The following is a 24,887-nucleotide window of genomic DNA, read 5'->3' as shown; positions in this document are numbered from 1 at the left end:
TCCTATAAAATGTACATAAGCATTGTGATCCAACGGTAAATAAATTTTGCCCTCGCACTTTCCGTAAAACATAATTTGTAATATTGTTATTCATAAAAGAGACTCCGGTACAGCGAGTCTCTTTTTTATTACATTAGCAAAATACAATAAGGCACAACTATTGATGTTTAATATCAAAACCGATCTAAAATCAACTAAAGATATGTTCAAGAGATTATATATAGCGCTTCTCCTTGGCTCGGCCTTTGCCTGCACCGCAGCATCAGAAAAACTGCCGGAGAAAAAACCAATTGTTAAAGTAAAAGGATCAAATGATATTGAGCCTGATGAGCAGCAAAGCGTTGCCGTACGTGCCGTTACCCAGTTCATCACCAACCTGAACTATAAAAAGGTACCGCTGAATGATTCGATATCGGCGCTGGTATTTGATAAATACTTGAAACGCTTGGACGAAAACCACAATTACCTGCTGGCATCGGACGTGAAGGAATTCGAGAAATTCCGTACCGTGTTAGACGATGATATGCGCGAAGGCAACCTGAACGATGTGTTCTACATCTTCAACGTTTATCAAAAACGCTACAACGAACGTGTGAACTACTCTTTGGCTCAGGTTGATAAAGTATTTGACTTTAACAAGACCGAGAATTTCACTTACGACCGTTCTAAAATGCCATGGGTAGCCACAGTTACCGATATGGACGAGCTATGGAACAAGCGTGTTAAATACGATCTGCTGAACCTAAAATTGGCTAAAGCAGATATGGCCGCCAATCGCGAAAGTTTGAAAAAACGTTATAAAGACCTGCTGAGCAACTCTAACAAGTTGAACAATCAGGACGTGTTCCAGATCTATATGGATGCTTTTACCGAGACCATAGATCCGCATACCAATTACTTTAACCCATCAAACGCGGCCAATTTTAATATTGATATGTCGCGCTCGTTAGAGGGTATTGGTGCCACGCTACAATCAGAGAACGAGTACGTGACCATTAAGAGCGTTGTTGCCGGCGGCCCTGCCGATAAAAGCAAGCAGTTAGAGATAGGTGACCGTATTGTTGCGGTAGCGCAAGGTAAAGATGGCAAATTCTCTGAAGTGATCGGCTGGAGGATAGAGAACGCTATCGCGCTGATCCGCGGTAGCAAGGGTACCATGGTGCGGTTAATGATTCTGCCAAAAGGTAAAGGGACTACAGACAAACCACGCGAGCTGGCTTTAGTGCGGGAGAAGATCATCCTGAAAGATCAATCGGCTCAAAAAGAGATCCGTACTTATAATAACAATGGCAAGCAGGTAAAGATCGGTATCATATCGGTACCTGCATTCTATCTGGACTTTGCTGATTACCGTGCCGGTAATCCTAACTATAAGAGCACAACCCGCGACGTTAGGCTGATCTTAGATACCCTTAAAAAAGAAGGTGTAGACGGTGTGGTAATGGACCTTCGTCAAAATGGTGGCGGCTCGCTGATCGAGGCTGTAGAGCTGACCGGCTTATTCATTAAGACCGGCCCGGTTGTACAAGTACGCGATACCCGTAAAACTGACGTGGAAGAGGATGAAGACCCTAACATCGCCTGGAACGGTCCTTTAGCCGTTATGGTAGATCGCTTTAGTGCGTCGGCTTCAGAGATATTCTCGGGTGCGATACAGGACTACGGTCGCGGTATCATTGTTGGTTCACAAACCTATGGTAAAGGTACGGTGCAAAATGCTATCGACCTGGACAAACAGATCCCGCAAGAGATCAAGAACCAGTTGGCAGCTTTAAAAAAGAACGATACTAAAATAGTTGCCAATGCGCCGGGCAGCCAGAACATGTTCGGTCAGTTGAACCTTACTGTGGCTAAATTCTACCGTGTGAGCGGCAGTTCTACACAACATAAAGGTGTAATGCCTGATATCAAGTTCCCGTCTATTATCCCGATGGATAAATACGGCGAGGATACCGAGCCTTCGGCATTGCCATTCGATATGATCGCCAAGAGTAACTACACCCCTGTGGGCAGTGTAGCCACCGTGTTGCCTAAGCTTGCCAAGTTACACAACGACCGCATGGCTAAGAACGACAATTACAAATACATGTTGGCCGATATTCAGGAATACAAAAAGCGTGATGCCGAAACTACGGTAAGCCTGAACGAAGCGACCCTTAAAAAACAACGCGACGAGGACGAAAAGACCGCTTTTGAGCGCGTGAACTTAAAACGTGTAGCCTCAGGCTTCCCGGCTTTAAAGAAAGGCGATATTGCTAAAGAGGTTGATAAAAAAGCCGGCAAAAAACCAAGCGACCTTGATTTCTTAAAGATAGAAGCAGGCCAGATCCTGACCGACTATATTGCCCTTGACCCTAACTATGCCGCTACGGTGAAACAGCAGATCATGCAGTAGGGTTAGAGTCAAGAATATAGATTCAAGAGACAAGACAAGAAGTAATACGAACGTCCCGCTTTTAGCGGGACGTTTTTGGTTTAAACTAATTGGCGGGCCGATGGTTATCTTAAAACTGATCACTGATCAACCGGTCACCGGTTAACCGATCACTGGTCAACAAAACATGGCTTTACTCGAATTCACCGACCGCGGTATCTATTGTGCCAAAGGCAAATTCTACATCGACCCATGGAAACCTGTGGATGATGCGGTGATCACCCATGCCCATGCCGACCATGCCTACGTGGGGCATAAGCGTTACCTGGCACACCACCTGTCGCGTGAGGTAATGTTGTACCGATTGGGCGATATCAACCTGCAAACCATTGAATACGGCGAAACGGTGACCAAGAACGGTGTCGAGATCACCTTGTTCCCTGCCGGGCATGTGATAGGGTCGGCGCAAATACGGGTGGTGTACAAAGGTGAGATATGGGTCGTTTCCGGCGACTATAAAGTTGATGACGACGGCGTTTGCGCACCCTTCGAACCGGTCAATTGCCACCATTTTATATCCGAGTGTACGTTTGGCATGCCGGTTTACAAATGGAAACCACAGTTAGATATATTTAACGAGGTGAACAGCTGGTGGCGGCAGAATGTAGAGAATAACGTCGCTACGGTTATTGTCGGTTATTCGTTGGGCAAAGCCCAACGAATCCTGCAAAATCTGGATCTTTCTATCGGGCAGGTTTACACCCATGGTGTGATCGAGAATACCAACGACGCACTCCGTCGTAATGGTATCATCCTTAACCCTACAACACGCATAACGCAAGAAACACCTAAAGAAGATGTACGTAAAGGCATCATCATAGCCCCGCCATCGTCCGTTGGTACGCCCTGGATGCGCAAGTTCGGGCCGTATAGTTTTGGCTATTGCTCGGGATGGATGGCCATCCGCGGGGCCAAACGCCGCCGCGCCGCCGACCGTGGGTTTATTATGTCCGATCATGCCGACTGGGACGGCCTCATCAGCGCCATAGATGCCACCGGTTGCGAAAAGGTCTATCTCACCCACGGTTACACCGCCAGCTTTACCCGTTACCTTAACGAGATAGGTTTTGATGCACACGAGGTACATACGCTGTATGGAACGGAAGATGACGACTCGATGGAGGTAGTGGAGAGCGGGCAGGTAGCGGTTGGCAGTTAGCAATTTGCCATCTGATATGATCCGCTCCGTCGCCCGTGGGGCACAGGCGACTATAGCTGCCCTCGCGGTCGGTCATTTGTAGGGACACAAACGACGGGGTGAAAGTTTACAAAGGTTAACATTTTCAAAATTCTATTTTCATAATCATTTGACAATCAACAATTTGCAACAATATGAATATTTGCTTACGACGCTCTTAGTTACGGATCAATTTGCTTGTAGAATAATTAAATGAACTTTTTATATCCCCCTATCCTTACCAACCTCCAACTCATCCTGCACGCGCTGAGGCAAGGCCGATAGCAGATCATACCCGGTAGCCTGCTCTATCGATCTTACGGTCACTATGTATTTGCGCCAATCTTTAACCACCGTATTTACGTTAGGCGTATTGATAGCGATCACCCGCGCGTTGCTGCCTGTGCGGATGATATCGCCGTTACCAGCAGGGAGTATCACGGCCACTTTCCAAATGTTAGATGGCACGGTGATCTTGCCTTTAGCAAGGGTTTTGACCGTAGCTGAACTTGCTGAACCGATGCCTCCTTCGCCGTAGCAGCCCATAATAATGTAGACCTCGTTACCTTGCCGGGCCAATCGGCGCAGATGTTGTTCAAATTCGCTCCAGGTATCCTGATTGTTTTTAGGCGCTTGCGGGATCATGTTCGTCATCAGGAACGTCGCGCTGTTGGCCGCTGTCGAACTGGTCCTATCGGCCGACGGGCAGTTATGCCCCCTGTCAAAACCCGAGCCCATGTAACTGTTGCTCTGCACAGCGAAGAAACTTTTGGGCAGATCGCTCCAGGCGGCAAAATCATTCATTCTGTCGGCGGTGCCGGTAGTATTGCTATTATCCAGGTGCCAGCTTACCCAATTTGGTGTACCGCGGGTAGCATTGTACGACTCGACGTAATAGCCCATGTCTATTAGGTAGTTATCTTTTGATATTAATGAGGTCTTAGCGCCCGAGGGATTGCCCATCAGCATATTGCTGTTATCGCCGCTAACGGGCTGCACATCATCGCCCGACTTATCTATCGGTCGCGGCTCGGCGGCTATGCCGCCACCTGTGTTTACCGGCACTCGAGGTGCATCTGCTGTGATAGCCAATGTCCCTTTTCCGCTGATCACAATATCATCAATATTGATGCGTGCGTTACCCTTCTTCTGTAACTTAAAACGGATGTTACCGGTATCGGTCACCGCAAAGATATCGGTCGTTAGATCGGTCGATGTCTCATTAATGGTATCGCCCAATTGGGTATAAGTAGCGCCGCCATCGGTCGATATCATCAGTTGCCATTTAGCGTCGGCATCGTTGCCATATTTAGCGTGGCTGATCTTGATACTGCTCACATTAGCGATATCGAAATTCATGCTGATGTAGCCGTTGCGCAGCCTTGCCGACCTTGTTCCATTCTTAGCGTCGGCATCTTGTGTGCCGATGAGGGCATCAACAAAGGTCCAGCTTCCGTCAGTTAGCGTGACATTGCCTGTGGCGTAACCGGCTTTAACGCCTTTTTCCATATCCTCGGCAAGGGAGAATCCTGCGGGGGCTACGGCGGTCTGTATAGGTTGCCTGGTATCTAAAGTACAGCTTGCAGTAAACAGGGTAAGTAGCGTAAAGGTTATCAGCAGGGGCTTTCTCATCTTATTATCGGATCGTGATGGGGCAAAGATGGGGGTTTTAGAGCTATCGCCTACCGATATTTTTGCATAGCGACCTGAAAACACGAAAGGCCCCATTAAGGAGCCTTTCGATAAATATGATGATCGGAGATCAATTAAATGCCCGAATCTTTGCCGGTCTCGATCGCATCCTGAACGCTCTGCGGCAATGATGATAACAGGTTGTAACCGGTAGCCTGCTCGATAGAGCGAACGGTAACAATATATTTTGCCCAATCTTTGCCGGTAACAGAATTAAGATTTGGTGTGTTGATAGCAATTACGCGAGTGCCGGCGCCGGTGCGGATGATATCGCCATTTCCTGCCGGGATGATCACTGCTACTTTCCATACATTAGCCGGTACGGTGATCTTTCCACTTGCGATGGTGGTGACAGTAGTAGTACTTAAAGACCCTACGCCGCCTATCCCGTAACTGCCCATAATGATGTAAACCTCGTTACCTTGTAGTGTTTGCAGACGAAGGTATTGCTCAAACTCATTCCAAATTTGCTGATTGTTATTTGGTGCCTGCGGGATCATATTGGTCATCAGGAAAGTAGCACCGTTAGCCGCGGTAGAACTTGTCCTGTCGGCCGACGGGCAGTTGTGTCCCCTGTCAAAGCCTGAACCTGAATAGCTATTGCTCTGCACCGCAAAAAACGTCGAAGGTAAACCACTCCAGGCAGCAAAGTTATCCAGACGGCCGGTCGCATTAGTGGTATTGGAATTATCCAAATGCCAGCTTACCCAGTTTGGTGTACCTTTTGTTGCATTGTACGATTCGGTATAGTAACCCATATCGATCAGGTAGTTATCACTTGTGGCGATTGACGCTTGGGCGTTAGATGGATTACCCATCAGCAAGTTGCTGTTATCACCTGTAGTTGGCGGCACATCGGTGCCTGTAGTAACTGCAGGACGCGGCGTAGCAGCGGGCGCTCCTGTACCCGGGTCCGGATCGGTCGGTGCTTCAGGCGTACCAACGGTGATACCTGGGTCACCTTTACCTGCAAATTCAATGTCATCAATATTGATGCGGACCTTGTTTGATCCGTTCATATCGGATGTGTTTATGATGCGGAAACGTACAACGCTATCTGTGATCGTATATTTAGTTGCTTTAAGTACGGTGTCGCAATTCACAGTCTGGCCGATCTTTTTAAAGGTTTTTCCGGCGTCGGTAGATATTTGGACCTCAAAATAACCTTTCAAGGTCGCATTCGCGCCGCGTGCTTTATCAGAGAAATTTGTCAATGCCGCTTTAACCGAAAACGAGGTCAGGTGCTTGATGTCGAAATTCATGGTCAATGTACCAACACGTAAAGGATTGGCTGGGGTGCCTTGCAAGCGTATCGACTTGCTGCCGTTTTTTGTATCGTTAGGATCCGATCCTAACAAACCGCCGTCGATGTTCCAGGATCCGGTGGCCAAAACCAAATTACCGGCATCGTAGCCTTGCTTAACACCGCTCTCGAAGTTTTCGTTAAGGGCATAGTCCTTAGGGACCGCAGGAGGATTGACTACCGGCGGAGTGACCGGTGTTATCATTTCGTCTGTATTCTTTTTACAGCCGGTGACTAAAAATGCCATCGCGGCAAAGGTGATGAGTAATGTTTTCTTCATGTCTGTTTGTTTATCGGGGCAAAGATGTGTTTTTGATATTAACCTGCTGTTAATTTTTTAAACAACGTAGAATTTTTATTAAACAATAGTATCTCTTTTTACGGCGATGGGTAGGCTAAGGTTTTGGTTCACTGCCATAAGCGGTAGTTTTTGTACCTTTGCGCCATGGATATGTTCGACAACAGCGAGACCACAGGATTAAGCCATTTAGGCGAGTTTGGCCTGATAGACCACCTGACCAAAAATATAGAACTAAAACAAGCCGGATCCCTGAAAGGCATTGGCGATGATGCCGCCGTGCTGGACTTTGCCAACAAAAAGGTACTGGTATCTACCGATATGCTGCTGGAAGGCATCCACTTCGATCTGGCTTATACGCCCTTTAAACATTTAGGCTATAAAGCCATCCAGGTTAACCTGAGCGATGTTTACGCCATGAACGGCACGCCTACCCAGGTGACAGTATCGATAGGTGTATCGAGCAAATTCCCGTTAGAGGCTATCGAAGAGCTTTACCAAGGCATCCATATCGCTTGCGAAAAATACAATGTCGACCTGATCGGTGGCGATACGTCGGCATCAAAACAAGGCCTGGTGATCAGCGTAACGGTTTTAGGCGAGGCTGATGAAAAAGACATCGTTTACCGTAACGGTGCGCAAGAGGGTGACCTGCTTTGCGTATCGGGCGATCTGGGCGGCGCTTACGTTGGCCTGCAGTTATTAGAGCGCGAGAAACTGGTGTACCTGGAAAATCCAAAGATCCAACCCGATTTGGAAGGCAAGGATTACATTGTAGAACGCCAGCTTAAACCCGATGCCCGTAAAGATGTGGTAGAGCTTTTGAAAGCATGGGGTGTGACCCCTACATCGATGATAGACGTATCTGACGGCCTGGCATCCGAAGTATTGCACATCTGCAAGCAAAGCGACAAAGGTGTGCAGCTTTACGAAGAGAAGATCCCGATCGACCCGATGACCTACGAGACCGCCCGCGAATTTGGACTGGACCCGACCATATGCGCCCTAAGCGGTGGCGAGGATTACGAACTGCTTTTCACTGTTAAACAAGCCGACCACGACAAGATCAAACATCACCCTGATATCAGCATCATTGGCTACATGACCGAAGCATCTGCCGGTTGTAATCTGGTGAGCAAGTCGGGCAATGTGCATAAATTGACGGCGCAAGGGTGGAATGCGTTCAAGGCGTAGCCTTGATCAGTGTTTTGAGTGGGCAGTGGGCTGGTGGAGTAGCTACCCCTTATTACCGTAACTGCTAACGCAGCGTCAGTGCCCATCCCCTAATTTAGGGGAAAGCAATGCCAGTGCAATTTGCTGTTGCTTTAAAAAGGGGTCAAAACCATGCACCGGAGCATTACCTATGCGCTCAGGAACTCCCCTTTAGGGGGCTCTAATACTTCTTACTCAAATTATACAACACATTCAGATCCAGCTGGGTCATCACTGGAGTAACGTCGGTTTGTATAAAGTGGCGCTTAAAGGCTACTACGGCGTCCTTGGGCGAACTGATATCGTAACCGATAAGGCGTAGTGCCGTCAGGTAGTCGTAGTTGAACGGGGCCGGGACCAGCAGTTCATCAGGCCAAAAGCCGATGCCGTTGGCGGCCATCAGTTGCCACGGGAATAGCGGACCCGGATCTGGCTTGCGCTTAGGCGCCCAATCCTGGTGACCGATGAAGTTGGCCTGCGGTATGCTGTAATTGGTCTTTAATTGTTTTAGCAGATAGATGAGCGCCTTGATCTGAGGCTCGGCATAGGGTTCTTTACCATTATTGTCTATCTCGATACCGATGGAACAGCTATTCATATCCGTAATGCTACCCCATTTGCCAACGCCGGCGTGGTTGGCGCGCAGGTAATCATTAGCCATACGAACGATGCGACCGGTCTTACCGATCACGTAATGGGCGCTCACCTGGGTGTGTTTAAGTGTGAACGTGCGGATGGTTTGCCCAAGACTATCCTGAGCGGTATAGTGCAGCACCACATAGTTCGGTTTGCGGATACCAAAGTTCACAGTAGCTACCCACTCGGCAGGTAGCTGGTTGCCGGCACTGTCGATGATCATCGGAGCGTCCTCGGCCGCGGCCAGGCTCAGTAACGAATCCTTTTGGCCGCTATAAACCTTGTTGGTAACTGCAAGGGCCACTGGTGGCACCACCGATGATGCCGCTTCTGACACCTTCGGCACAACCTTAGGCGAACATGCCGCAAACATCGCCATTAACAACACTCCTAAGCCGATCTGATAAGCTTGTTTCATATTCCCGCAAGTTTAGGGATTTACGACGGGGGATGCAAGGGTTTGATAGGTGCTGTATAGGCCATAATGGTGTAATGATCACTGTTGATATTCGCAGGTAAAAGTGCAAACTTTTCAGGAAGATATGATGTACCGCCTTGGCCGTAGAAAAGCTTAAGTTGACGGCTGTGCTCTCTAAGAACGAAGCCATACAGACCAATAACCGATCCTTCGGACATAGTCTCCACCATCCATCCACTCCCCGCAACCATTCATCCGTTTTTATTACGATATTAAACCCCGCCAACGCATTTTTGAACCCTATGGATAAAAGCATTTTCCGTACCGGCAAACGATCTTACCTGCAAACCAATATTCGCTATGGGGCGATAGGGGTGCTGGTGGGTATTGTGATCGTGGCGTTGAAATTCGCGTTTACGGGAAAAGTAATGTCCTTGCCTACGGCGTTGATCAATATCATGTTCTCGGTCGTGATCACGCTGAGCATCACCAACAGCTTGTTCATTTTCGAGTATTTTTTGTTCAAGGACAATAGCAGGCCCTGGCTGCTGATAACCGTTTATTACGTTTGCAACGCGCTGGGGATGCTGATCGGTATAGAGATATCATATGCCATCGTATCGCTGATCTTTGGCGATCCGTTCAACTTTTTGAGGCATTACCGTGAGTACCAGTTCAGCGGCATGCTGGTGCTCATTGTGGGGACTTTCATTTATTTTTACCACGTACAAAAGGCCCGCATGGAGGCCCGCCTGAAAGAGAAAGAGCTGGACCTGGCCAAGCTGATGCAACTGAAGACCCAAGCCGAGTTGCAGACCCTGCAATCCAAGATCAACCCACATTTTTTGTATAATTCGCTTAACTCCATCGCCAGTTTGATCCACGAGGATGCCGACAAAGCCGAGGACATGACGCTGAAACTATCCAAACTGTTCCGCTACAGCATTAACTCGCAGCAGGAAAATATGGCATCGGTGAGGGAGGAAATGGAGATCGTAAATACTTACCTCGATATTGAGAAGGTCCGCTTCGGAGAACGCATCAATTTTCTATCGACCATTGCGCCGGATGCCATGGCTCTGCCGATACCCCGCTTCTTGATCCAGCCACTGGTAGAGAACAGTCTTAAACATGGCCTGAATAACAAAGCCAGCGACGGCCGTTTAGAGATACTGATCGATACCGACGGGACCGAGATTTTCATCACCATTGCCGATAATGGTCAGCCGTTCCCGGATGATATTAACATGGGTTACGGTCTGCAAAGTACTTACGATAAATTGGCTCTGCTGTACGGCGAGGACTATCGCCTGCACATCAGTAACCTGCCGCAAAAACACATTAAGATCACCATACCTGTAAAAGCATCATGAGCAAAGTTTGGAAGACCCTCATTATAGACGATGAACAACTGGCCCGCCAGCGCCTGAAACGCTTGCTGAAACCATTTGATGAACTGGACATCATTGGCGAGGCAGCTAACGGGCAAGATGGTTTGGAGCAGATACAAACTTTGAACCCCGATCTGATCTTCCTGGATATCGAAATGCCGCTGTTGAACGGTTTTGAGATGCTGGCCAAACTGGATAAACAGCCAAAAGTTGTTTTCACCACGGCTTATGATCAGTATGCGATCAAAGCTTTCGAGGAAGATTCTATCGATTATTTGCTTAAACCTGTCGAGGCCGAACGGTTGGAGAAGACCATCAAAAAACTCGGTCAGCTACAAACGGCCCCGCCTTTGCCTTTAGAGGCGCTGATGAAACAGCTGATGGTGAAGAAGGATATCAAGACCCTTACCGTTAAAATAGGCGACCGTATCCTGCTCATCAAACTGAATGATATCCTGTTTATTGATGCCGAGGAGAAATACGTTTTCCTGCACACGGCCGATGGAAAAAAACACCTAACGGACTTTACCATATCATCTTTAGAAGACAAACTCCCCGAGCAATTTATCCGCATCCACCGGGGGACGATCATTAATGCCGATCATATCAAAGAGATCCGCAAGGGCTTTAATGGCGCATTGATATTTTTGATGAACCACAGCGATGCCCGCCTTACATCCAGCCGCAGCAATGGCGATATGCTGCGCGAAAGGTTCGGGATATAGGCGTAGACTATTTAGTCGGTGGGCTTAATGGCGGTAATATTAGCCTTGACAGGTCGTCCCAATTGTTTATTGGTTCATTCGAGCCGATCAGTTGGGCGATCATCGTAAAAATATCTGTCGCCGATTTCCCAGTTTCCCTTAAATATTTTATGGATGTTGATCCGGCTGATTTGGATAGCTTTTCGCCGTTGGTCGCCATCAGCAGGGTGTGGTGATAAAAGGTAGTCTGCAAAATAGCATCCGCCCCGATCAGTGGCGCTAAATACAATTGCGCCAGCGTAGAGTCCCAAAGGTCAGATCCGCGGACGATGAGGTCGACCCGGTAATGTATATCATCCAAAACCGAGGTCAATTGATAAGCCGGATAGCCATCCTTTTTACGGACCACAAAGTGCTGCATAGTGGCTGGTAACGAGGTAGCAACGGCATCGCCAAAAAGATCTTTGATAATTACGGGTGCAGCGTCGGTCTTTAAACGCCAGCTTACGTTGGGGGCATCTAACGGTAAATTTTTATGCAGACAAGTGCCCGGGTAACTTTCACCCCCGGTGATGCTTTTGATCTGGGCGCGCGAGCAATCGCAAGCGAAAACGGCACCGTCATCCGCCAGTTTTTTTAGGGTGGCATTGTACATACCCATCCGCTGCAGTTGCGACCATTGGGTCTCGAACTCTTTAAAATCTCCAGGCCCTTGGTGATAGGGTATTTGCAAAAACTCAAGGGTATCGAACACGTCCTGCACATAAGCGTGATATACCCGGGCACGGTCAAGGTCGTCAATACGGAGCAGGATCCTGGCGCCCGTCCGCTGGGCAATGCCGGCCGTGATGGCGAACGACAGCACGTTACCTAAATGCAGGTAACCACTTGGCGTTGGCGCAATGCGTGTTTTAGCGAAAGCGGGTTGGTCCATTGTACAAAATAGCTGTTACACTTGGCGGCCACGGGGCGGCCCATTTAATTTTCCGGCAATTTAATAGTAATTTAACCGCTGTTTTAAAGCAGCATTCGGTTTATATGAAAAAACTTTTACTTACTACTGCCGTCGCCCTGGGCGCGGCTATGTCGGCCCTGGCGCAGGCCGATATTAAATACACCCTGTCGTTCGCCAACGCGGCCCATCACGAGGCCGAGATCAGCCTGACGGCTAACGCCCTCACCGCGGCCCCGCTGAAAGTGCGCATGAGCCGTTCATCTGCCGGCAGGTATGCCACGCACGAGTTCGGTAAGAATGTGTATAACGTGAAAGCCTGGGACGGCGCGGGCAAGCCCTTAGCCATTGAACAATTAGAAGGCGACGTTTGGGTAGTGGCCAAGCACGGCCCGGTGGTTAAGGTGACCTACACACTTTTTGCCAACTGGACCGACGGCACCTACGCCAGCATAGACCCAAGCCATGCCCACCTGAATATGCCGCCTACCATGATGTGGGCCGTTGGGATGGACGCGCGCCCTATCCACCTGAAATTTACCGACTACGAAAAATACGGCTGGAAATTTGCCACCCAACTCAAACCCGAAGGCGCACCGGGAGCTTACTTTGCCCCCAACTTTCAGTACATGATGGATAGCCCGACCGAGCTATCTAACTTCAACATCGCCAGCTGGAAAGTGAAGAATGCCGACGGCAAGGAGCAGAGCATCCGCCTGGCCATCCACTCGGATGATACCCAGGCTACGATAGATAAATTTGCCGAACACATTAAAAAGATCGTGCTGGAAGAGCAAGCTATTTTTGGCGAGTTGCCGGCTTATGATTATGGCGATTACATCTTTTTAGATGATGTACACCCAACCGTATCGGGCGATGGTATGGAGCACCGCAACTCTACCTGCATCGTCCATCCCGCCGAAAAGATAGAAGGTAACGAAACACGCTTGTTGAGCACTTACGCGCACGAGTTTTTCCATGCCTGGAATGTAAAGCGGATCAGGCCGAAGTCGTTAGAGCCATTTGATTATTCGCACGCGGATATGAGCAGCGACCTTTGGTTTGCCGAGGGCTTCACCCAATACTACGGCGGCTTAACGCTTACCCGCGCGGGTTTTGGTAAGCCCGAGGATTATGTGTTCACCGCTAATGGTTTGATCAATACCGTGCTGACATCGCCTGCGGCCCTGAAATACACGCCTACGCAAATGAGCCGCTACTCGGTATTTGCCGACGCGGGTGTATCTATCGACCCGAACAATAACGCCAACGTATTCACCAGCTATTATACCTATGGCGGCGCTATCGCCTTAGGTCTGGATCTGAAACTGCGTGCCGATCGCGGCATTACGCTGGATGATTACATGACCGCCGTTTGGAAGACCCTTGGCAAGAACATGAAGCCTTACACCACTGCCGATCTGCAGGCCGTATTAGCCAAAGTGACCACCCCGACTTACGCTGCCGACTTTTTTGATAACTACGTTAACGGCATTAAAAAGATAGACTATGCCCCGCTGCTGGATAAGGCCGGCATGATCTTGCGCAAAGCCGCGCCCGGCAAAGCCTGGGCAGGCAACATTGGCGGGCTGGCACAACGCGGTCGCTCTGGTGCCGCACGTACCGTGGCCACCACATCGGGCATACCGCTTACGGGCAGCACCGCGCAAAACTCGCCATTGTATAAAGCCGGGTTAGATGCAGGCGATACCATGCTGAAAGCCGACGGCAAAGAACTGGCCGACGCCGGCAGCTTGCAAGAGATCATCAGCGGTAAAAAACCGGGCGATAAGATCAGCATTACGTACAAGAACCGCGCAGGTGAACACGAGACCACCCTGACGCTGGAAGAAAGCCCGGCTTACGAGGTGATCACTTACGAGAAAGCAGGTAAAGAATTAACCAAAGACCAGTCGGCCTTCCGCACGGCATGGTTATCAAGCAAAGTAAAATAACAAACGAACATGAAGAGATACATTTTAGCGGGCGCGCTGGCCCTGACATTTGGCAGCGGCTACGCGCAGGACGTAAATAAACTGATAGACGAGAAAGACGTTGACCGCATCATCAAAACCTTAGCGTCCGACGAGATGGAAGGCCGCGCTACCTTTACCAAAGGGATAGACAAAGCCGCGACCTTTATTGAGGGTGAATTTAAAGCCGCAGGCTTGCAGCCGTTGAAAGGCGAGACCGGCTTCCGCCAGAACATCCCGCCGATGGTGAAGACCAGGGTAGTGGGCGCTAAGCTGACCATTAACGGGGTGACTGTCCCTGCCGATAAATTTTATGCTTCTTCGGGCGCGTCTTTCAGCTGGGCTGATATGACCGGTGTCGAGATCGTGAAACAGACCACCGCCCGTGGCATCCGTATGGGCGGTCGCGGCGGCGCTAATGGCGCGGCAGCTCCGCGTAAGCTTTTGATACTGCTTGATTCTGCCGCGGTGCAGATGTTTCCGGCTGCGAAGGCTCGCGCGGCAGGCGGAAGTGTATCTGCCAAGCCAAGTCCCGACCAGATCGTTACTGTGGTAGGCAGCTATGGTGATATTAAAAGTATAAGCCTTACTGCCGAGGTGAAGACCGAAGCTGCTCCTTTGTTTAACGTTGCAGGTATGATCCCGGGCAAAAGCAAAGCCGACGAGTTTGTGGTATTCTCGGGTCATTATGATCACCTGGGTATCCAAAAACCGGCAGCCGGATCGCAAGACAGCATCTTTAACGGTGCCGACGACGATGCATCGGGCACTACGGCCATGATATCTTTAGCCAAATACTTTAACAAGGTGAAGAACAACGAGCGTACGCTGATCTTTGTGGCCTTTTGTGCCGAAGAGATAGGCGGTTACGGCGCGCGCCATTTCACCACCACCGTTAACCCGGATAAGGTGGCGGCGATGTTCAATATCGAGATGATCGGTAAGGACTCGAAATTTGGCCCTAACACGGCCTTTATTACCGGCTACGAGCGATCTGACTTTGGCCCAATCTTGCAAAAGAACCTGGAAGGCACGGCCTTTAAGTTCCACCCCGATCCGTACATTAAAGAGAACCTATTCTACCGCAGCGATAACGCTACCCTTGCCGCCCTGGGCGTACCGGCGCACACCATATCTACCGACATGATAGACGTGGACCCGCACTACCATCACGCCAGCGACGATTACAGTACCCTGAACGTGAAGAACATCATCTCCACCATCCGCGCCATTGCCCTGGCATCGCGCACCATCGTATCAGGCAAGGACACCCCAACAAGGATCCCTAAACTGGAGCGATAAGAATTACATGATATTTATAGAAATGCCCGGCGATGAGTCGGGCATTTTTTTTGGAACAAAGGGGAGAGGGTAGCTTAAAGTGGCTGCACTCCGCAAGAAATAAGATAGTTCGCAACAGCATCGTAAACTGCGGGTGGACGAGTTTGATCATTTATGTCTCCCGGTGGAATAAATATGACCATACCTTCTCTGGCTCGAGTGAGTAACACTCTATATTTATTGATGTAGAATTGCTGCTTCTCGGCACTCTTAACATCTTGCCATTTTGTCCCACTAAAAGAATTGAAACTCCAACGGCCTGCTTTTCTTCTTAGGTCGAGATCCCAACAAACACCTACCCAATCTAATTCCAAACCTTGTATCCGATATTCAGTGGCGGCAAGTTCTAAGAAGTAGGACGACCGAACGTCGTTGCGGTCATTCAAAAACCATTCTGCTTCTTCTAATGGCTGACGGATGTCAAAGCCGTAGGGCAATAATCGTCTCGCTCCGGAAGTAGCGACCAAGCCCATGCGCCGAGTGCCTTTACATTTAGACCTCAGCCAATCTTTTGCTTGATCCAAGTCTCTTGTTAGCCGAATTTGATATTTTGATAGGTGTTCTTTAAACAATGACTTTGCCTGTTCGGCCTCATTATTTAATACAAAGCTCACCCATTGAGATAGCTTCTCAGCTTTATAAGATCTTATCGAGACATCCAGGTGTAAATTGCTGTCCTCAACGATAGATAGGTTTTCTGGCTCTTCGGTAAACAAGGTCAGATCGCCAGTACTATGATGGCCAACTTTTAATTGCGGAGATATATAAACTTTCCAATCACTGTATTTTTCTTGGATGACCTTACCCCATTCAGGTAAGCCGGCCTCGCCCTTATTGATCTCTTGCCCTCCGCCTATCAATGCGACGATAACAGCCCAATCTTTATGGCGATCCATGATCTCGAACATCATTTCAGCTTCTGAATGAGGACGCTTGAATTTTTGTTCAGAGTGTTTTGCATCCCAAGCCCTTTGCGCTTCGTCAAAGATCACAATTTTGTTATTTGGCACCTTGGCTTTGTTGGCAAAGTATAACTCCAAAAATCCGTGCGCATTTTCTACAAATGAAATTATCCTATCGGACTCTTTCTGTTTGGCCGTTTTATCAAACCTACGCTTATGGGCATCATTTGACAGCGCTTTTTTGAGCACCTTGATCAGAGGAGCATTACCAGAAATAAATGTTGCTAAAGAGCGGCCGTCCTGTTGAACACTTGCGTCATGTGCGATATTCAAACCTGCTAAAGTTTTACCAGCACCAGGCACTCCAGTAATAAAGCAAATTATCTTTTGACCGTCGGCTTTTGCTTGCTTGATCGCTGTCACGACAGCGTTAGAGGTCTTGGTGAGGTTTTTGCCACGAGCATGTGAGCGAGATATCTCTACTACTTCTTTGCCTGCATATAGCGACCTTGCTGCCTCTACAATAGTTGGTGTTGGCGAGTAGTCGCTATCGTCCCATCTTTTCGTATCGATCTGCGCATTACCTGTTTGGTACACCGCAAAGATCTTGAATAAATTAAAAGCAAGGTCGGCTGCGTTGCTAAATATGATATTCTGAACTTGGTCTTCTGTTCTTGAAAATTCGTTGCTGATGTTTTTACCTTCTGTGGCTAACAGAACGGGAACAAGGATCTTGTCTTTTGATTCGAAATGGAAATCTCTAAGATCCAAACAGTAGTCGAGCACTTGTTCTTTGTCAGCATTTGTATAGTCAGCTTTGCCGACTTTGAATTCTAATACGATAACTAAATCGCCAGCGAGTATCACCGCATCGACCCTTTTCTGCCGCCTTGCGATTGGATACTCAAGCATTATGCCCCATTGCTCTGCACCATCGACTTCGGCAATGATCTGATCAAATGCTGTTTTTAACGTATTGATAGCGTCTCCCCAGGAAAGGGTCTGAGTATGCTTTTGCTGATAGAAGCCAGAAAGACCGGCTCCATGCGTGAGTGTGCCCGATATCTTGAGCGTATCGTCTTTAAGAAAACCTGCCAAGGAATTTGAATAATAGGCTCCCATTATTTTATAAAATTAGGAGCGTCAAAAAAATCCTTTAACTGTACCTGTAAAGCGTCTATAAGCTTTTCCAGGTTCTCAATAGAGATATTTCGTCGGCCGTTTTCGACATCAGTTACGTAGGTTCTATCAATTTCGGCCTTGTTAGCCAAAGCCTCTTGAGAAATACCTAACTCGTTACGTAGTTCCCTTATTCGTTGGCCAACTTTGACCTTGATACTCATGTGAGCAAGTTGGCTTAATGTCGACTATAAGTCAACGGACTATAAGTGTCATTTAATAAAAGTTCACTTATATCCGATTGACAAAACTTCCCGCCCAAGGTAGCTTTGCATTATGCGCAACTACAAGCTGAATTACATCTACATCGATGCCCAAAACATCAAACGTTTTGGCGTGCTCCACCTTTCAGAAAATGATGCGCGGTACATTGAAGGGGTAAAAGAGCGGATAGTATCAGGTAAAAGCTCCGCCGTATTATTTTCGACTGTAGGGGCAGAGATCTCTTCCAAACTGCGTCTTAACCTAATGATGGTCGACTCTAAGTTTCCGGAGCTATTTGAAGCCGCGATAAGTATGATCCAACCTCGTTACGAGTTAACCTCAGTAGAATTGTGCAGGCTATTAAAAGAGGAGGATCCACTCGGTCTTGGACGTGACTATGAACACTTCATTTATAACTATAAGTGGAAGCGCTTCCTCTTGGCTTTAGGGAGCGGCTTTTGTGAGAGCGAGGTTTGGACCGGTACGTTTAATGGGATAGAGCATCACGCCATTTTCAAGCAGACAAGCGACGGACTTAACCCAGACTTCTTTTGGCCTGAGCCATTTGCGGAGTACTTATTCTTTAATACGTCCGTTCGTTGGTCGGAAAGCGAAAGCTTCAACATTCTTCTAACCTAACGCCATGCCCAACATCAAATTCAACTACCTCTACCGCGATGCCGGCAATTATAAAACTTTCGGCTCGGTAATGTTTGCTGATCCGGATCATTTAAGTCTGCAAGAGTTGGAGGCCCGCATCCGCTCCAAACTGATCGATGGCCAATGGTTCTACGCCGGGGAGTGGCAGGTGCCGGATCTGCATACCCACCCCTGGGATGAGGAGTTGGATCACGGCTTTCACGAGTTTGAGAGTTTGGAGTTGACAGAGGAGGAGGTAGGCGTTGGCCTCACAACACACCCCTGTTTTTGTCCGTGGTAAAACTACGGTCTGTGGTCTCCCCTCTCGAGAGGGTAACCACAAACAACGCAATTTGCAGGAGCATTGATAGGGGTGTGTTTCTGCGGCAAGGGTCGGATAACAAGGTTGCCGGAAATACCTTAAAGTCTCGCTTCCCCGCTCGAGCGGGGGCAGGGGTGTGTCCTCCGTTTGCAAATTGAGGGCGGTGAAAGGACACACCCCTATGAGAGGTGCTGCTTCAGGTTCGTTCAGTGCTTCCCCGCTCAAGCGGGGAGTCCTGAGCTTGTCATTTCACCTTCAAGATCAACCGTGAATAGCGATATCGGGCGACAAAATATTCATGCAGACGACCTTGTTCATGATCGTTCACGGCAAATTTTTCGTTTTGGCGAGCTAAGGTGTTGTTTTGTAGGAGTTTATAAAAGTTGTTCATGGCGACTTGTTCACGACAAAAAAAATTGGTACTGATGGTCAGTAAGTTAAGCCTCTCGGGTGCCTCGTGTTCACCGTGAACACGAACGACGCGGAAGTGAGAGTAAATACTACAAAAAGCCCGGCAGTTTTCGCGTACCGGGCCCACTCTACATCAAAACACCTCAAAAAACTTATTTCTGTGCCAGTTCGCTTTTGCTTAATGAGCGGGCTGTTTTTACCATACGGATAAACTCCGAGCGGTAGCCTTCCTCGTCGTTAGCCTTAGCTTTTTCGGCTATCTTTATGGCCTGATCATAGGTGGCCTGTCCTTTAAACTCCGAGTCGCGGAGCAGCATACCAACCTCGGCCACGGCGGCGGCGAAACGGAAATCGGCCGATTGTTTATCAAAGTCTTTAGGGTCATCGTTAACGGTTACCTGTTGCAGTTTGCTGCTCAAACTCTCCGGTTGCTTGTAGCGGAATTTGATGGTCAGCATTTCGTCAGACGTTGACTTAGCCGGGGCTTTTTCTTCTACCTTTTGATATTTCAACGGATCTACACTGCCCGCATAGTCGTCTTTAATACCCGCCGGGATGATCTCGTACAAAGCCGTCACCGTATGGCCTGATCCCATATCGCCGGCATCTTTTTTATCATTATTAAAATCCTCCTTGGCCAGCAGGCGGTTCTCGTAACCGATCAACCGGTATGCCTGCACCTTGGCCGGGTTGAACTCGATCTGCAATTTCACATCCTTGGCTACCGTAAACATAGTGCCGCCGAACTCGCTCACCAAGGCACGGCGGGCCTCGTCCATATTGTCGATGTAGGCATAGTTACCGTCGCCTTTATCGGCCAGTATCTCCATCTTTTTGTCCTTGTAATTACCCATGCCGTAACCTAAAACCGATAGGGCCACGCCGCTGGCGCGCTCTATGGTGATCAGCTCTTCCATGCTTTTGTCGCTGCTGGCGCCAACGTTAAAGTCGCCGTCGGTTGCCATTACTACGCGGTTGTTGCCGCCTTTCTTAAAATTATCGCGGGCTACTTTGTAGGCAAGTTTAATACCCGCGCCACCGGCTGTGGATCCGCCCGCGCTCAGTTTATCAAGGGCATCAATAATGGTCTGCTTTTGATCGCCCGGGGTTGATGGCAGAACCAGTCCGGCGCTGCCGGCGTACACCACAATGGCTACGCGGTCCTGCTCGCGCAGTTGCTCTACCAGCATCTTCATCGATTCTTTTACCAGCGGCAGTTTATTACTGTCCTCCATCGATCCCGATACATCGATCAGGAATACCAGGTTACTTGCGGGTAATTTGTCGGTCGGGATCTCGCGCGCTTTCAGACCAATGCGTAGCAGTCGGTGCGTTGGCGCCCAGGGGGCGGCTGCAAGCGCGGTGGCTATGGCCACCGGCTCGTTGCCTTTCGGTTCAGGTAGTTGATATTTAAAATAATTGATCATCTCCTCAATGCGCACGGCATCTTTAGGAGGGAGTTGCCCCGCGTTAATATAGCGGCGAATATTGGTGTACGATGCCTTGTCCACATCTACCGAGAAGGTAGATAGCGGCTGATCGGTGGGTTGTAAAAATTTATTGTCGGTAACCTTGCCGTAAGCCTCATTAGTTTCCCGCCTATCAGGCAACGGCGTTAAAGTATTTCTGTCCGCATTGCCGTAGTTTACTGGCGCCGCCTTCGCGCTATTAGCGTTCTGTATGTTAAGCCCGGCTACTTTTCCTTGCAACAACTGCTCAACGTTGGCAACCTTGTTGTTGCTCACCTCGGGGGCGGTGATAATGGTAGATGCGCCCGTAGTTTGTTCGCGGGTGCGGCGGACATAGCCGCGGATCACCACATCTTTCAAGGCGGCGTTGTTGCCCTCCATCAAAGTAACATCTAATATCTTTTGGCCGGGTTTAAGCTTATAAAACCGCTGTGCGTAGCCTAATGACATAAAGGACAATGTATCGCCGGGTTTAACCATAATACTGTATTTACCATCCATGTTGGTAGCGGTAATGGCTCTGCCATGCAATGAGACAGTAGCTCCGGGCAGCGGAAATTTTGCGATGGCATCGGTCACTGTTCCGGTCAGGGTATATTGTTCGGCGGGTTTTTTATTGCCGGTCGATTGGCCGAAACTTGCAACTGAGGCAAGTATGGTCATCAGTAGTAATAAGATCTTTTTCATAACGCTTATTGGTTTTATGTGGTTAGGATGCCGTGGGGATCCGGTTTCCATACGGCGGTGAAAAATTTATTTTTCAGATTCTATACCCTCATGATGCAGCCAAAACGCCATTTCCATAAACCATTTTAAACTTTTATTTTGAGCCCTGTTAAATGAGCGTATTCCCATCCACAAAACGGCACGACGAAGCGGGCGACCTTGCCCTGCTTGATCAGTACCGCCAAAGCGGCGATCTGGCCGTGTTGGGGAAACTTTACAAACCCTACATGGGCCTGGTTTATGGTGTGTGCCTTAAATATTTAAAGGACGAGGAGTTGTGTAAAGACGCTGTAATGCAGATATTTGAGGAACTGGTGACCAAGGCGGGCAAGCACGATATCAAGCAGTTTCGCCCGTGGTTGTATGTGCTGGCAAGGAACCATTGTTTGATGCAGTTACGGTCGGGCAAAAAAATGGATGTAATTAATTTGGATGACGTTATGGAAAATAACATCATTATGCATCCTGATACCGAAGACAAAGAAGAAACGTTAACGGCGCTTGAGCGTTGTATGGATAAACTGCCCGCCGCGCAAAAGCAAAGTGTGGACATGTTCTACTATAACGATAAGTGTTACAAGGAAATAGCCGACGAGACAGGCTACTCCCTTAACGAAGTGAAAAGCTATATACAGAACGGCAAACGTAACTTAAAAATTTGCCTGGAAAAGAACGGTGGACGATAGTAAGAAAGACATATCGCAAATTAAAAAGTACCTTGAAGGGGAGCTTGATGCCCGCGCCATGCACAAACTGGAGCGTGAGGCACAGGATGATCCTTTCTTGATGGACGCACTGGAAGGCTTTGAGTCGGCCGGTGGTCCTGATGCTTTTAATTTCGATGAGCTTGATGCCCGTTTGGCGCAGCGCATAGCCCCGGCCAAGGTGCGTAGCATTACCCCGTGGAGATATTATGCCGCGGCGGCTGCAGTGTTGCTGTTCTTCAGCATAGGCTACATCCTTTGGCCAAAAGGTGCCGAAGTAGAAAAGCAACAAGTGGCGGATCTGATCACCCCACCAGCAACTGAAGACCGTACGGCTGCGCCGATAGACACCACATCTAAAACCTTAGCTAAAGAGGCTGCAATTGCTGCCGAAAAGCAGGTAACACACACACCGGTATTAGCTAATAAGGTAGCACCTAATAAAGAGGCGCAGCAAAGCCCGGCCGTTGCAGAAGCTTTTGCAGCAGAGGTTCAGCAAGAGCAGATGATAGCGGCTGTAGTGGCTAAGGCGCGTATGGCGCAAGCTAAAGCATATGGCGCTGTTGGGAAGGCCGATACACAGGTTTACATTACCGATGTAAGACAAGTGCCGGCAGATAAAAGATATCCTAAAGGAAAGCTGGACTCGATATTGAAAAACATAAACGGATATGTTGTCGACAAGAATGGCAACGTAGCCGGCAAGAAGTCGACAGATAGTATTTTGGCGGCAAGTTTAGTTAGTAATAAGAACAACAGCGTTGGAAACATCGGTCGTGCTGATGCGAATATGGTTGTTAGGGGTTACGTTTCGAAAGATCAAAAGGACACTACTAAAGTAACCGAGATCAGTCTGCCCGGCGTACCCAAGGTGACCGAGAGTAGCATTGCTGCCAATAAAGCCGCGCAGCCACAGGCGCTTGATGGCAAAGTAAAAGACGTGAACCTGACCACCCCCCCTAAACCAAGCAGCATCCTGATGAAAGAACTCGGCGCGCCGGTGAGCCCTAACTTAGAGGCCGCGGTAAAGAAAGAAGCTAAGGATAACTCTTTAGGTAAATTCAACGCGCCGGTAAGCAGCCATGCCGGCTTAAGCGATCGCGAAAAAACGGTTAGCGAAAAGGCGGCCCAGGCTAAAGTTGGCGGTTTTGATAAAATGAATACCGAAGTTATTAAAACCGCTCACCCTAAAATGGGCTGGGATGCTTACGACAAATACCTGAAAGCAAAAGCCACCGGCACAACAAGCGGCACGGTGCGCGTATCATTCACCGTAGATGCCAAAGGCCGGCTCGGCGACCTTAAGGTCGTTAAAGGCATTAATGAAACCGTCGACAAAAAAGCGATCGAGCTTATTAAGAGCGGCCCCGCCTGGTTGGGTGACGTTAGCGGGAAGGTGACTACTATTACCCAGAAGGTGGTGTTTAGTAAAGAGTAGTAGGGACTGAACAATAAACCCCGTTGGGGTTACCCCTCGCTGGCTTCAGTCTGTGACTGAAGCTTAACGAATAAAAACAAGTCTGGGACTTGTTAAGGAAGTCACAGACTTCCAACCATCTCTAAAGCTTCAGTTATAAACTGAAGCCAGTGAAAGGAAATAAAGTCCGGAAATCCCAAGTCAAGATTACACCCGTCTCCCTTTCCACACCGTAGTCTTGGTCAAATAGCGCTGAATAGCTAAAAAGGCGATCAGCATCAGGTTGAGCATTTGTATAGGGTGCAGCAACATGTTCCTCCAGGCACTTTGCCGGGCAGACAGAGATATCATGATGCGCCCCAAGATGATCAACCCGCACATGAACATGATCAGACTAAGATCCAACGTGGCTACCACCATTAACGGACCGCCTAACAGGATGATAAGGTAGAACAACAGCGACAGTACATTATAGTTAAACGCTGATAGGACACCCCGGCTCAAGCCATTCACCGCATCGCCATAAGTTTTAAAATTGCGGCTACTAAAAAGGCCATTGGCTAACAAAGCCTCGCCGTTCAGTTTACGTTGTTTAACAAGACGCATAATGTCCACATCCTCCACTACTTTATGTTTCACGGCGGTATGCCATTGATTGGTGCGATAATGAGCGGCATCGAAAAGCATGAATTGTCCACTGGCTTCGGCAATGATCTTGTTTTTAACGAGGTAGATCAGTTGCAAGGGCAGCAGGTTCAGCAATAGGTAATGTGTCAGCGGGGTAACAGTCAGCTCGGCCAGGGTACGCATTTCGGCATCGGCAAAAACACTCAGCAGATTTAGTTTGCGCAGCTGCATACGGTGCAGGGCGCTATTGAGCAATCCGGGGGCAATGCGGGTGTCGGCATCAATAAACAGCAGATATTCTCCCGTAGCTTGTTGGGCCAGCTGATGGCAGGCAAAGTTTTTGCCGAGCCAGCCGTCGGGCAATGGTTCGCCTTTGATGACCGAGAAGCGGGGATGCGCATTGGCAAATCGTTGGCAAATGCGGTAAGTATCGTCGGTAGAATTATCGTCCAAAATGATCACCTCGTACTCAGGATGGTCCTGGTCTAAAATAGAGTTGAGCAGGGTGAGGATATTATCGGCCTCGTTACGGGCGGGGATCAGTATCGATATTTTATCATAATGCTGCTTGCCTACACGGCGCAGCTTAGGGTCCGATAAAAAATTGAACAGGCTTACCACGAACCGCAGAATGATAAAAAAGAAGATAACGGACAGTAGCAGGAACACGCGTAAATTTCTTTTTAGTTTGGTAGCCGCAGCAGAAAGCCTTGTAGACAATAATAACGAAAGGCTGCCAATAAACGGCATTTGCGT

General features: G+C 48.7%; 18 protein-coding genes and 1 pseudogene. 11 read left to right on the top strand and 8 right to left on the bottom strand.

All coding sequences use genetic code 11. The features are described 5' to 3' along the window. The first annotated feature begins 202 nt into the window (after positions 1–202). Together IRJ16_RS04555 and IRJ16_RS04550 are read left to right on the top strand one after the other, a co-directional pair. A complete protein-coding gene (locus tag IRJ16_RS04555; protein ID WP_228079856.1) occupies positions 203–2,395 on the top strand; it encodes a carboxy terminal-processing peptidase in 2,193 nt (730 codons plus the stop codon). Between the two features lie 166 nt (positions 2,396–2,561). After that, a complete protein-coding gene (locus IRJ16_RS04550) occupies positions 2,562–3,593 on the top strand; it encodes a ligase-associated DNA damage response exonuclease (protein ID WP_194110348.1) in 1,032 nt (343 codons plus the stop codon). A gap of 240 nt (positions 3,594–3,833) precedes the next feature. On the opposite strand, the gene IRJ16_RS04545 is transcribed toward IRJ16_RS04550, so the two are convergent. Both IRJ16_RS04545 and IRJ16_RS04540 read right to left on the bottom strand, forming a co-directional pair. Next, positions 3,834–5,243: a DNA/RNA non-specific endonuclease gene (locus IRJ16_RS04545; protein WP_194110347.1), complete on the bottom strand. Its 1,410-nt coding sequence runs from the start codon at positions 5,241–5,243 to the stop codon at positions 3,834–3,836. A 134-nt stretch (positions 5,244–5,377) separates the two neighbouring features. Further along, on the bottom strand, positions 5,378–6,886 hold the full coding sequence (locus IRJ16_RS04540) for a DNA/RNA non-specific endonuclease (RefSeq protein ID WP_194110346.1): 1,509 nt from the start codon (positions 6,884–6,886) through the stop codon (positions 5,378–5,380). Positions 6,887–7,057: 171 nt separating this feature from the next. Here IRJ16_RS04540 and thiL point away from each other — a divergent pair, with 171 nt between their 5' ends. Beyond that, positions 7,058–8,098 (top strand): thiamine-phosphate kinase, encoded by a 1,041-nt coding sequence (gene thiL, locus IRJ16_RS04535; protein WP_194110901.1) that lies wholly within the window; start codon positions 7,058–7,060, stop codon positions 8,096–8,098. A gap of 199 nt (positions 8,099–8,297) precedes the next feature. Here the strand turns inward: thiL and IRJ16_RS04530 are convergent, their stop codons facing one another. Next, positions 8,298–9,170 carry an N-acetylmuramoyl-L-alanine amidase gene (locus tag IRJ16_RS04530; RefSeq protein WP_228079854.1) on the bottom strand — a complete coding sequence of 291 codons (873 nt, stop codon included), beginning with the start codon at positions 9,168–9,170 and terminating at the stop codon, positions 8,298–8,300. A 302-nt stretch (positions 9,171–9,472) separates the two neighbouring features. Between IRJ16_RS04530 and IRJ16_RS04525 the strand changes: the two genes are divergently transcribed. Both IRJ16_RS04525 and IRJ16_RS04520 read left to right on the top strand, forming a co-directional pair. Next, positions 9,473–10,543: a sensor histidine kinase gene (locus IRJ16_RS04525; RefSeq protein WP_194110345.1), complete on the top strand. Its 1,071-nt coding sequence runs from the start codon at positions 9,473–9,475 to the stop codon at positions 10,541–10,543. Continuing rightward, positions 10,540–11,286: a LytR/AlgR family response regulator transcription factor gene (locus IRJ16_RS04520; protein WP_194110344.1), complete on the top strand. Its 747-nt coding sequence runs from the start codon at positions 10,540–10,542 to the stop codon at positions 11,284–11,286. Before IRJ16_RS04525 ends, IRJ16_RS04520 begins: the two co-directional genes overlap by 4 nt. 7 nt (positions 11,287–11,293) lie before the next feature. Here the strand turns inward: IRJ16_RS04520 and IRJ16_RS04515 are convergent, their stop codons facing one another. Next, positions 11,294–12,199 (bottom strand): glutamate--tRNA ligase family protein, encoded by a 906-nt coding sequence (locus tag IRJ16_RS04515; RefSeq protein WP_194110343.1) that lies wholly within the window; start codon positions 12,197–12,199, stop codon positions 11,294–11,296. Between the two features lie 104 nt (positions 12,200–12,303). Between IRJ16_RS04515 and IRJ16_RS04510 the strand changes: the two genes are divergently transcribed. Beyond that, positions 12,304–14,172 (top strand): M61 family metallopeptidase, encoded by a 1,869-nt coding sequence (locus IRJ16_RS04510; RefSeq protein WP_194110342.1) that lies wholly within the window; start codon positions 12,304–12,306, stop codon positions 14,170–14,172. Between the two features lie 9 nt (positions 14,173–14,181). Continuing rightward, positions 14,182–15,492 (top strand): M20/M25/M40 family metallo-hydrolase, encoded by a 1,311-nt coding sequence (locus tag IRJ16_RS04505; protein WP_194110341.1) that lies wholly within the window; start codon positions 14,182–14,184, stop codon positions 15,490–15,492. Between the two features lie 74 nt (positions 15,493–15,566). Here the strand turns inward: IRJ16_RS04505 and IRJ16_RS04500 are convergent, their stop codons facing one another. Further along, positions 15,567–17,555 (bottom strand): DUF2075 domain-containing protein, encoded by a 1,989-nt coding sequence (locus tag IRJ16_RS04500; protein WP_194110340.1) that lies wholly within the window; start codon positions 17,553–17,555, stop codon positions 15,567–15,569. Beyond that, positions 17,555–17,779, bottom strand: a pseudogene (locus tag IRJ16_RS04495) (helix-turn-helix domain-containing protein); the annotation flags it as partial. The pseudogene IRJ16_RS04495 and the gene IRJ16_RS04500, both read right to left, overlap by 1 nt. 109 nt (positions 17,780–17,888) lie before the next feature. Between IRJ16_RS04495 and IRJ16_RS04490 the strand changes: the two are divergent. Further along, on the top strand, positions 17,889–18,455 hold the full coding sequence (locus IRJ16_RS04490; RefSeq protein WP_194110338.1) for an HpaII family restriction endonuclease: 567 nt from the start codon (positions 17,889–17,891) through the stop codon (positions 18,453–18,455). Positions 18,456–18,459: 4 nt separating this feature from the next. Next, a complete protein-coding gene (locus IRJ16_RS04485; protein WP_194110337.1) occupies positions 18,460–18,756 on the top strand; it encodes a hypothetical protein in 297 nt (98 codons plus the stop codon). Positions 18,757–19,340: 584 nt separating this feature from the next. Here the strand turns inward: IRJ16_RS04485 and IRJ16_RS04480 are convergent. Beyond that, a complete protein-coding gene (locus IRJ16_RS04480) occupies positions 19,341–21,344 on the bottom strand; it encodes a YfbK domain-containing protein (RefSeq protein WP_194110336.1) in 2,004 nt (667 codons plus the stop codon). A 152-nt stretch (positions 21,345–21,496) separates the two neighbouring features. Between IRJ16_RS04480 and IRJ16_RS04475 the strand changes: the two genes are divergently transcribed. Both IRJ16_RS04475 and IRJ16_RS23105 read left to right on the top strand, forming a co-directional pair. Next, positions 21,497–22,069, top strand: coding sequence for an RNA polymerase sigma factor (locus IRJ16_RS04475; RefSeq protein ID WP_194110335.1), 573 nt, complete (start codon positions 21,497–21,499; stop codon positions 22,067–22,069). After that, complete coding sequence (locus IRJ16_RS23105) at positions 22,059–23,525, top strand: energy transducer TonB (RefSeq protein WP_194110334.1); 1,467 nt, start codon at positions 22,059–22,061, stop codon at positions 23,523–23,525. Before IRJ16_RS04475 ends, IRJ16_RS23105 begins: the two co-directional genes overlap by 11 nt. 186 nt (positions 23,526–23,711) lie before the next feature. On the opposite strand, the gene IRJ16_RS04465 is transcribed toward IRJ16_RS23105, so the two are convergent. Continuing rightward, on the bottom strand, positions 23,712–24,881 hold the full coding sequence (locus IRJ16_RS04465; protein WP_194110333.1) for a glycosyltransferase: 1,170 nt from the start codon (positions 24,879–24,881) through the stop codon (positions 23,712–23,714). Positions 24,882–24,887 lie beyond the last annotated feature (6 nt).

Origin of the sequence: Mucilaginibacter myungsuensis (assembly GCF_015222005.1) — a bacterium.
GTDB lineage: Bacteria > Bacteroidota > Bacteroidia > Sphingobacteriales > Sphingobacteriaceae > Mucilaginibacter > Mucilaginibacter myungsuensis.
The sequence above is the reverse complement of the archived record's forward strand: the minus strand, read 5'-3'. Positions and strand labels throughout refer to the sequence as shown.

Bases quoted from the DNA above. Each gene is read 5' to 3' on its own strand.
- IRJ16_RS04555 (WP_228079856.1), top strand. From the start codon at position 203: ATGTTCAAGAGATTATATATAGCGCTTCTCCTTGGCTCGGCCTTTGCC.
- IRJ16_RS04550 (WP_194110348.1), top strand. From the start codon at position 2,562: ATGGCTTTACTCGAATTCACCGACCGCGGTATCTATTGTGCCAAAGGC.
- IRJ16_RS04545 (WP_194110347.1), bottom strand. From the start codon at position 5,243: ATGAGAAAGCCCCTGCTGATAACCTTTACGCTACTTACCCTGTTTACT.
- IRJ16_RS04540 (WP_194110346.1), bottom strand. From the start codon at position 6,886: ATGAAGAAAACATTACTCATCACCTTTGCCGCGATGGCATTTTTAGTC.
- thiL (WP_194110901.1), top strand. From the start codon at position 7,058: ATGTTCGACAACAGCGAGACCACAGGATTAAGCCATTTAGGCGAGTTT.
- IRJ16_RS04530 (WP_228079854.1), bottom strand. From the start codon at position 9,170: ATGAAACAAGCTTATCAGATCGGCTTAGGAGTGTTGTTAATGGCGATG.
- IRJ16_RS04525 (WP_194110345.1), top strand. From the start codon at position 9,473: ATGGATAAAAGCATTTTCCGTACCGGCAAACGATCTTACCTGCAAACC.
- IRJ16_RS04520 (WP_194110344.1), top strand. From the start codon at position 10,540: ATGAGCAAAGTTTGGAAGACCCTCATTATAGACGATGAACAACTGGCC.
- IRJ16_RS04515 (WP_194110343.1), bottom strand. From the start codon at position 12,199: ATGGACCAACCCGCTTTCGCTAAAACACGCATTGCGCCAACGCCAAGT.
- IRJ16_RS04510 (WP_194110342.1), top strand. From the start codon at position 12,304: ATGAAAAAACTTTTACTTACTACTGCCGTCGCCCTGGGCGCGGCTATG.
- IRJ16_RS04505 (WP_194110341.1), top strand. From the start codon at position 14,182: ATGAAGAGATACATTTTAGCGGGCGCGCTGGCCCTGACATTTGGCAGC.
- IRJ16_RS04500 (WP_194110340.1), bottom strand. From the start codon at position 17,555: ATGGGAGCCTATTATTCAAATTCCTTGGCAGGTTTTCTTAAAGACGAT.
- IRJ16_RS04490 (WP_194110338.1), top strand. From the start codon at position 17,889: ATGCGCAACTACAAGCTGAATTACATCTACATCGATGCCCAAAACATC.
- IRJ16_RS04485 (WP_194110337.1), top strand. From the start codon at position 18,460: ATGCCCAACATCAAATTCAACTACCTCTACCGCGATGCCGGCAATTAT.
- IRJ16_RS04480 (WP_194110336.1), bottom strand. From the start codon at position 21,344: ATGAAAAAGATCTTATTACTACTGATGACCATACTTGCCTCAGTTGCA.
- IRJ16_RS04475 (WP_194110335.1), top strand. From the start codon at position 21,497: ATGAGCGTATTCCCATCCACAAAACGGCACGACGAAGCGGGCGACCTT.
- IRJ16_RS04465 (WP_194110333.1), bottom strand. From the start codon at position 24,881: ATGCCGTTTATTGGCAGCCTTTCGTTATTATTGTCTACAAGGCTTTCT.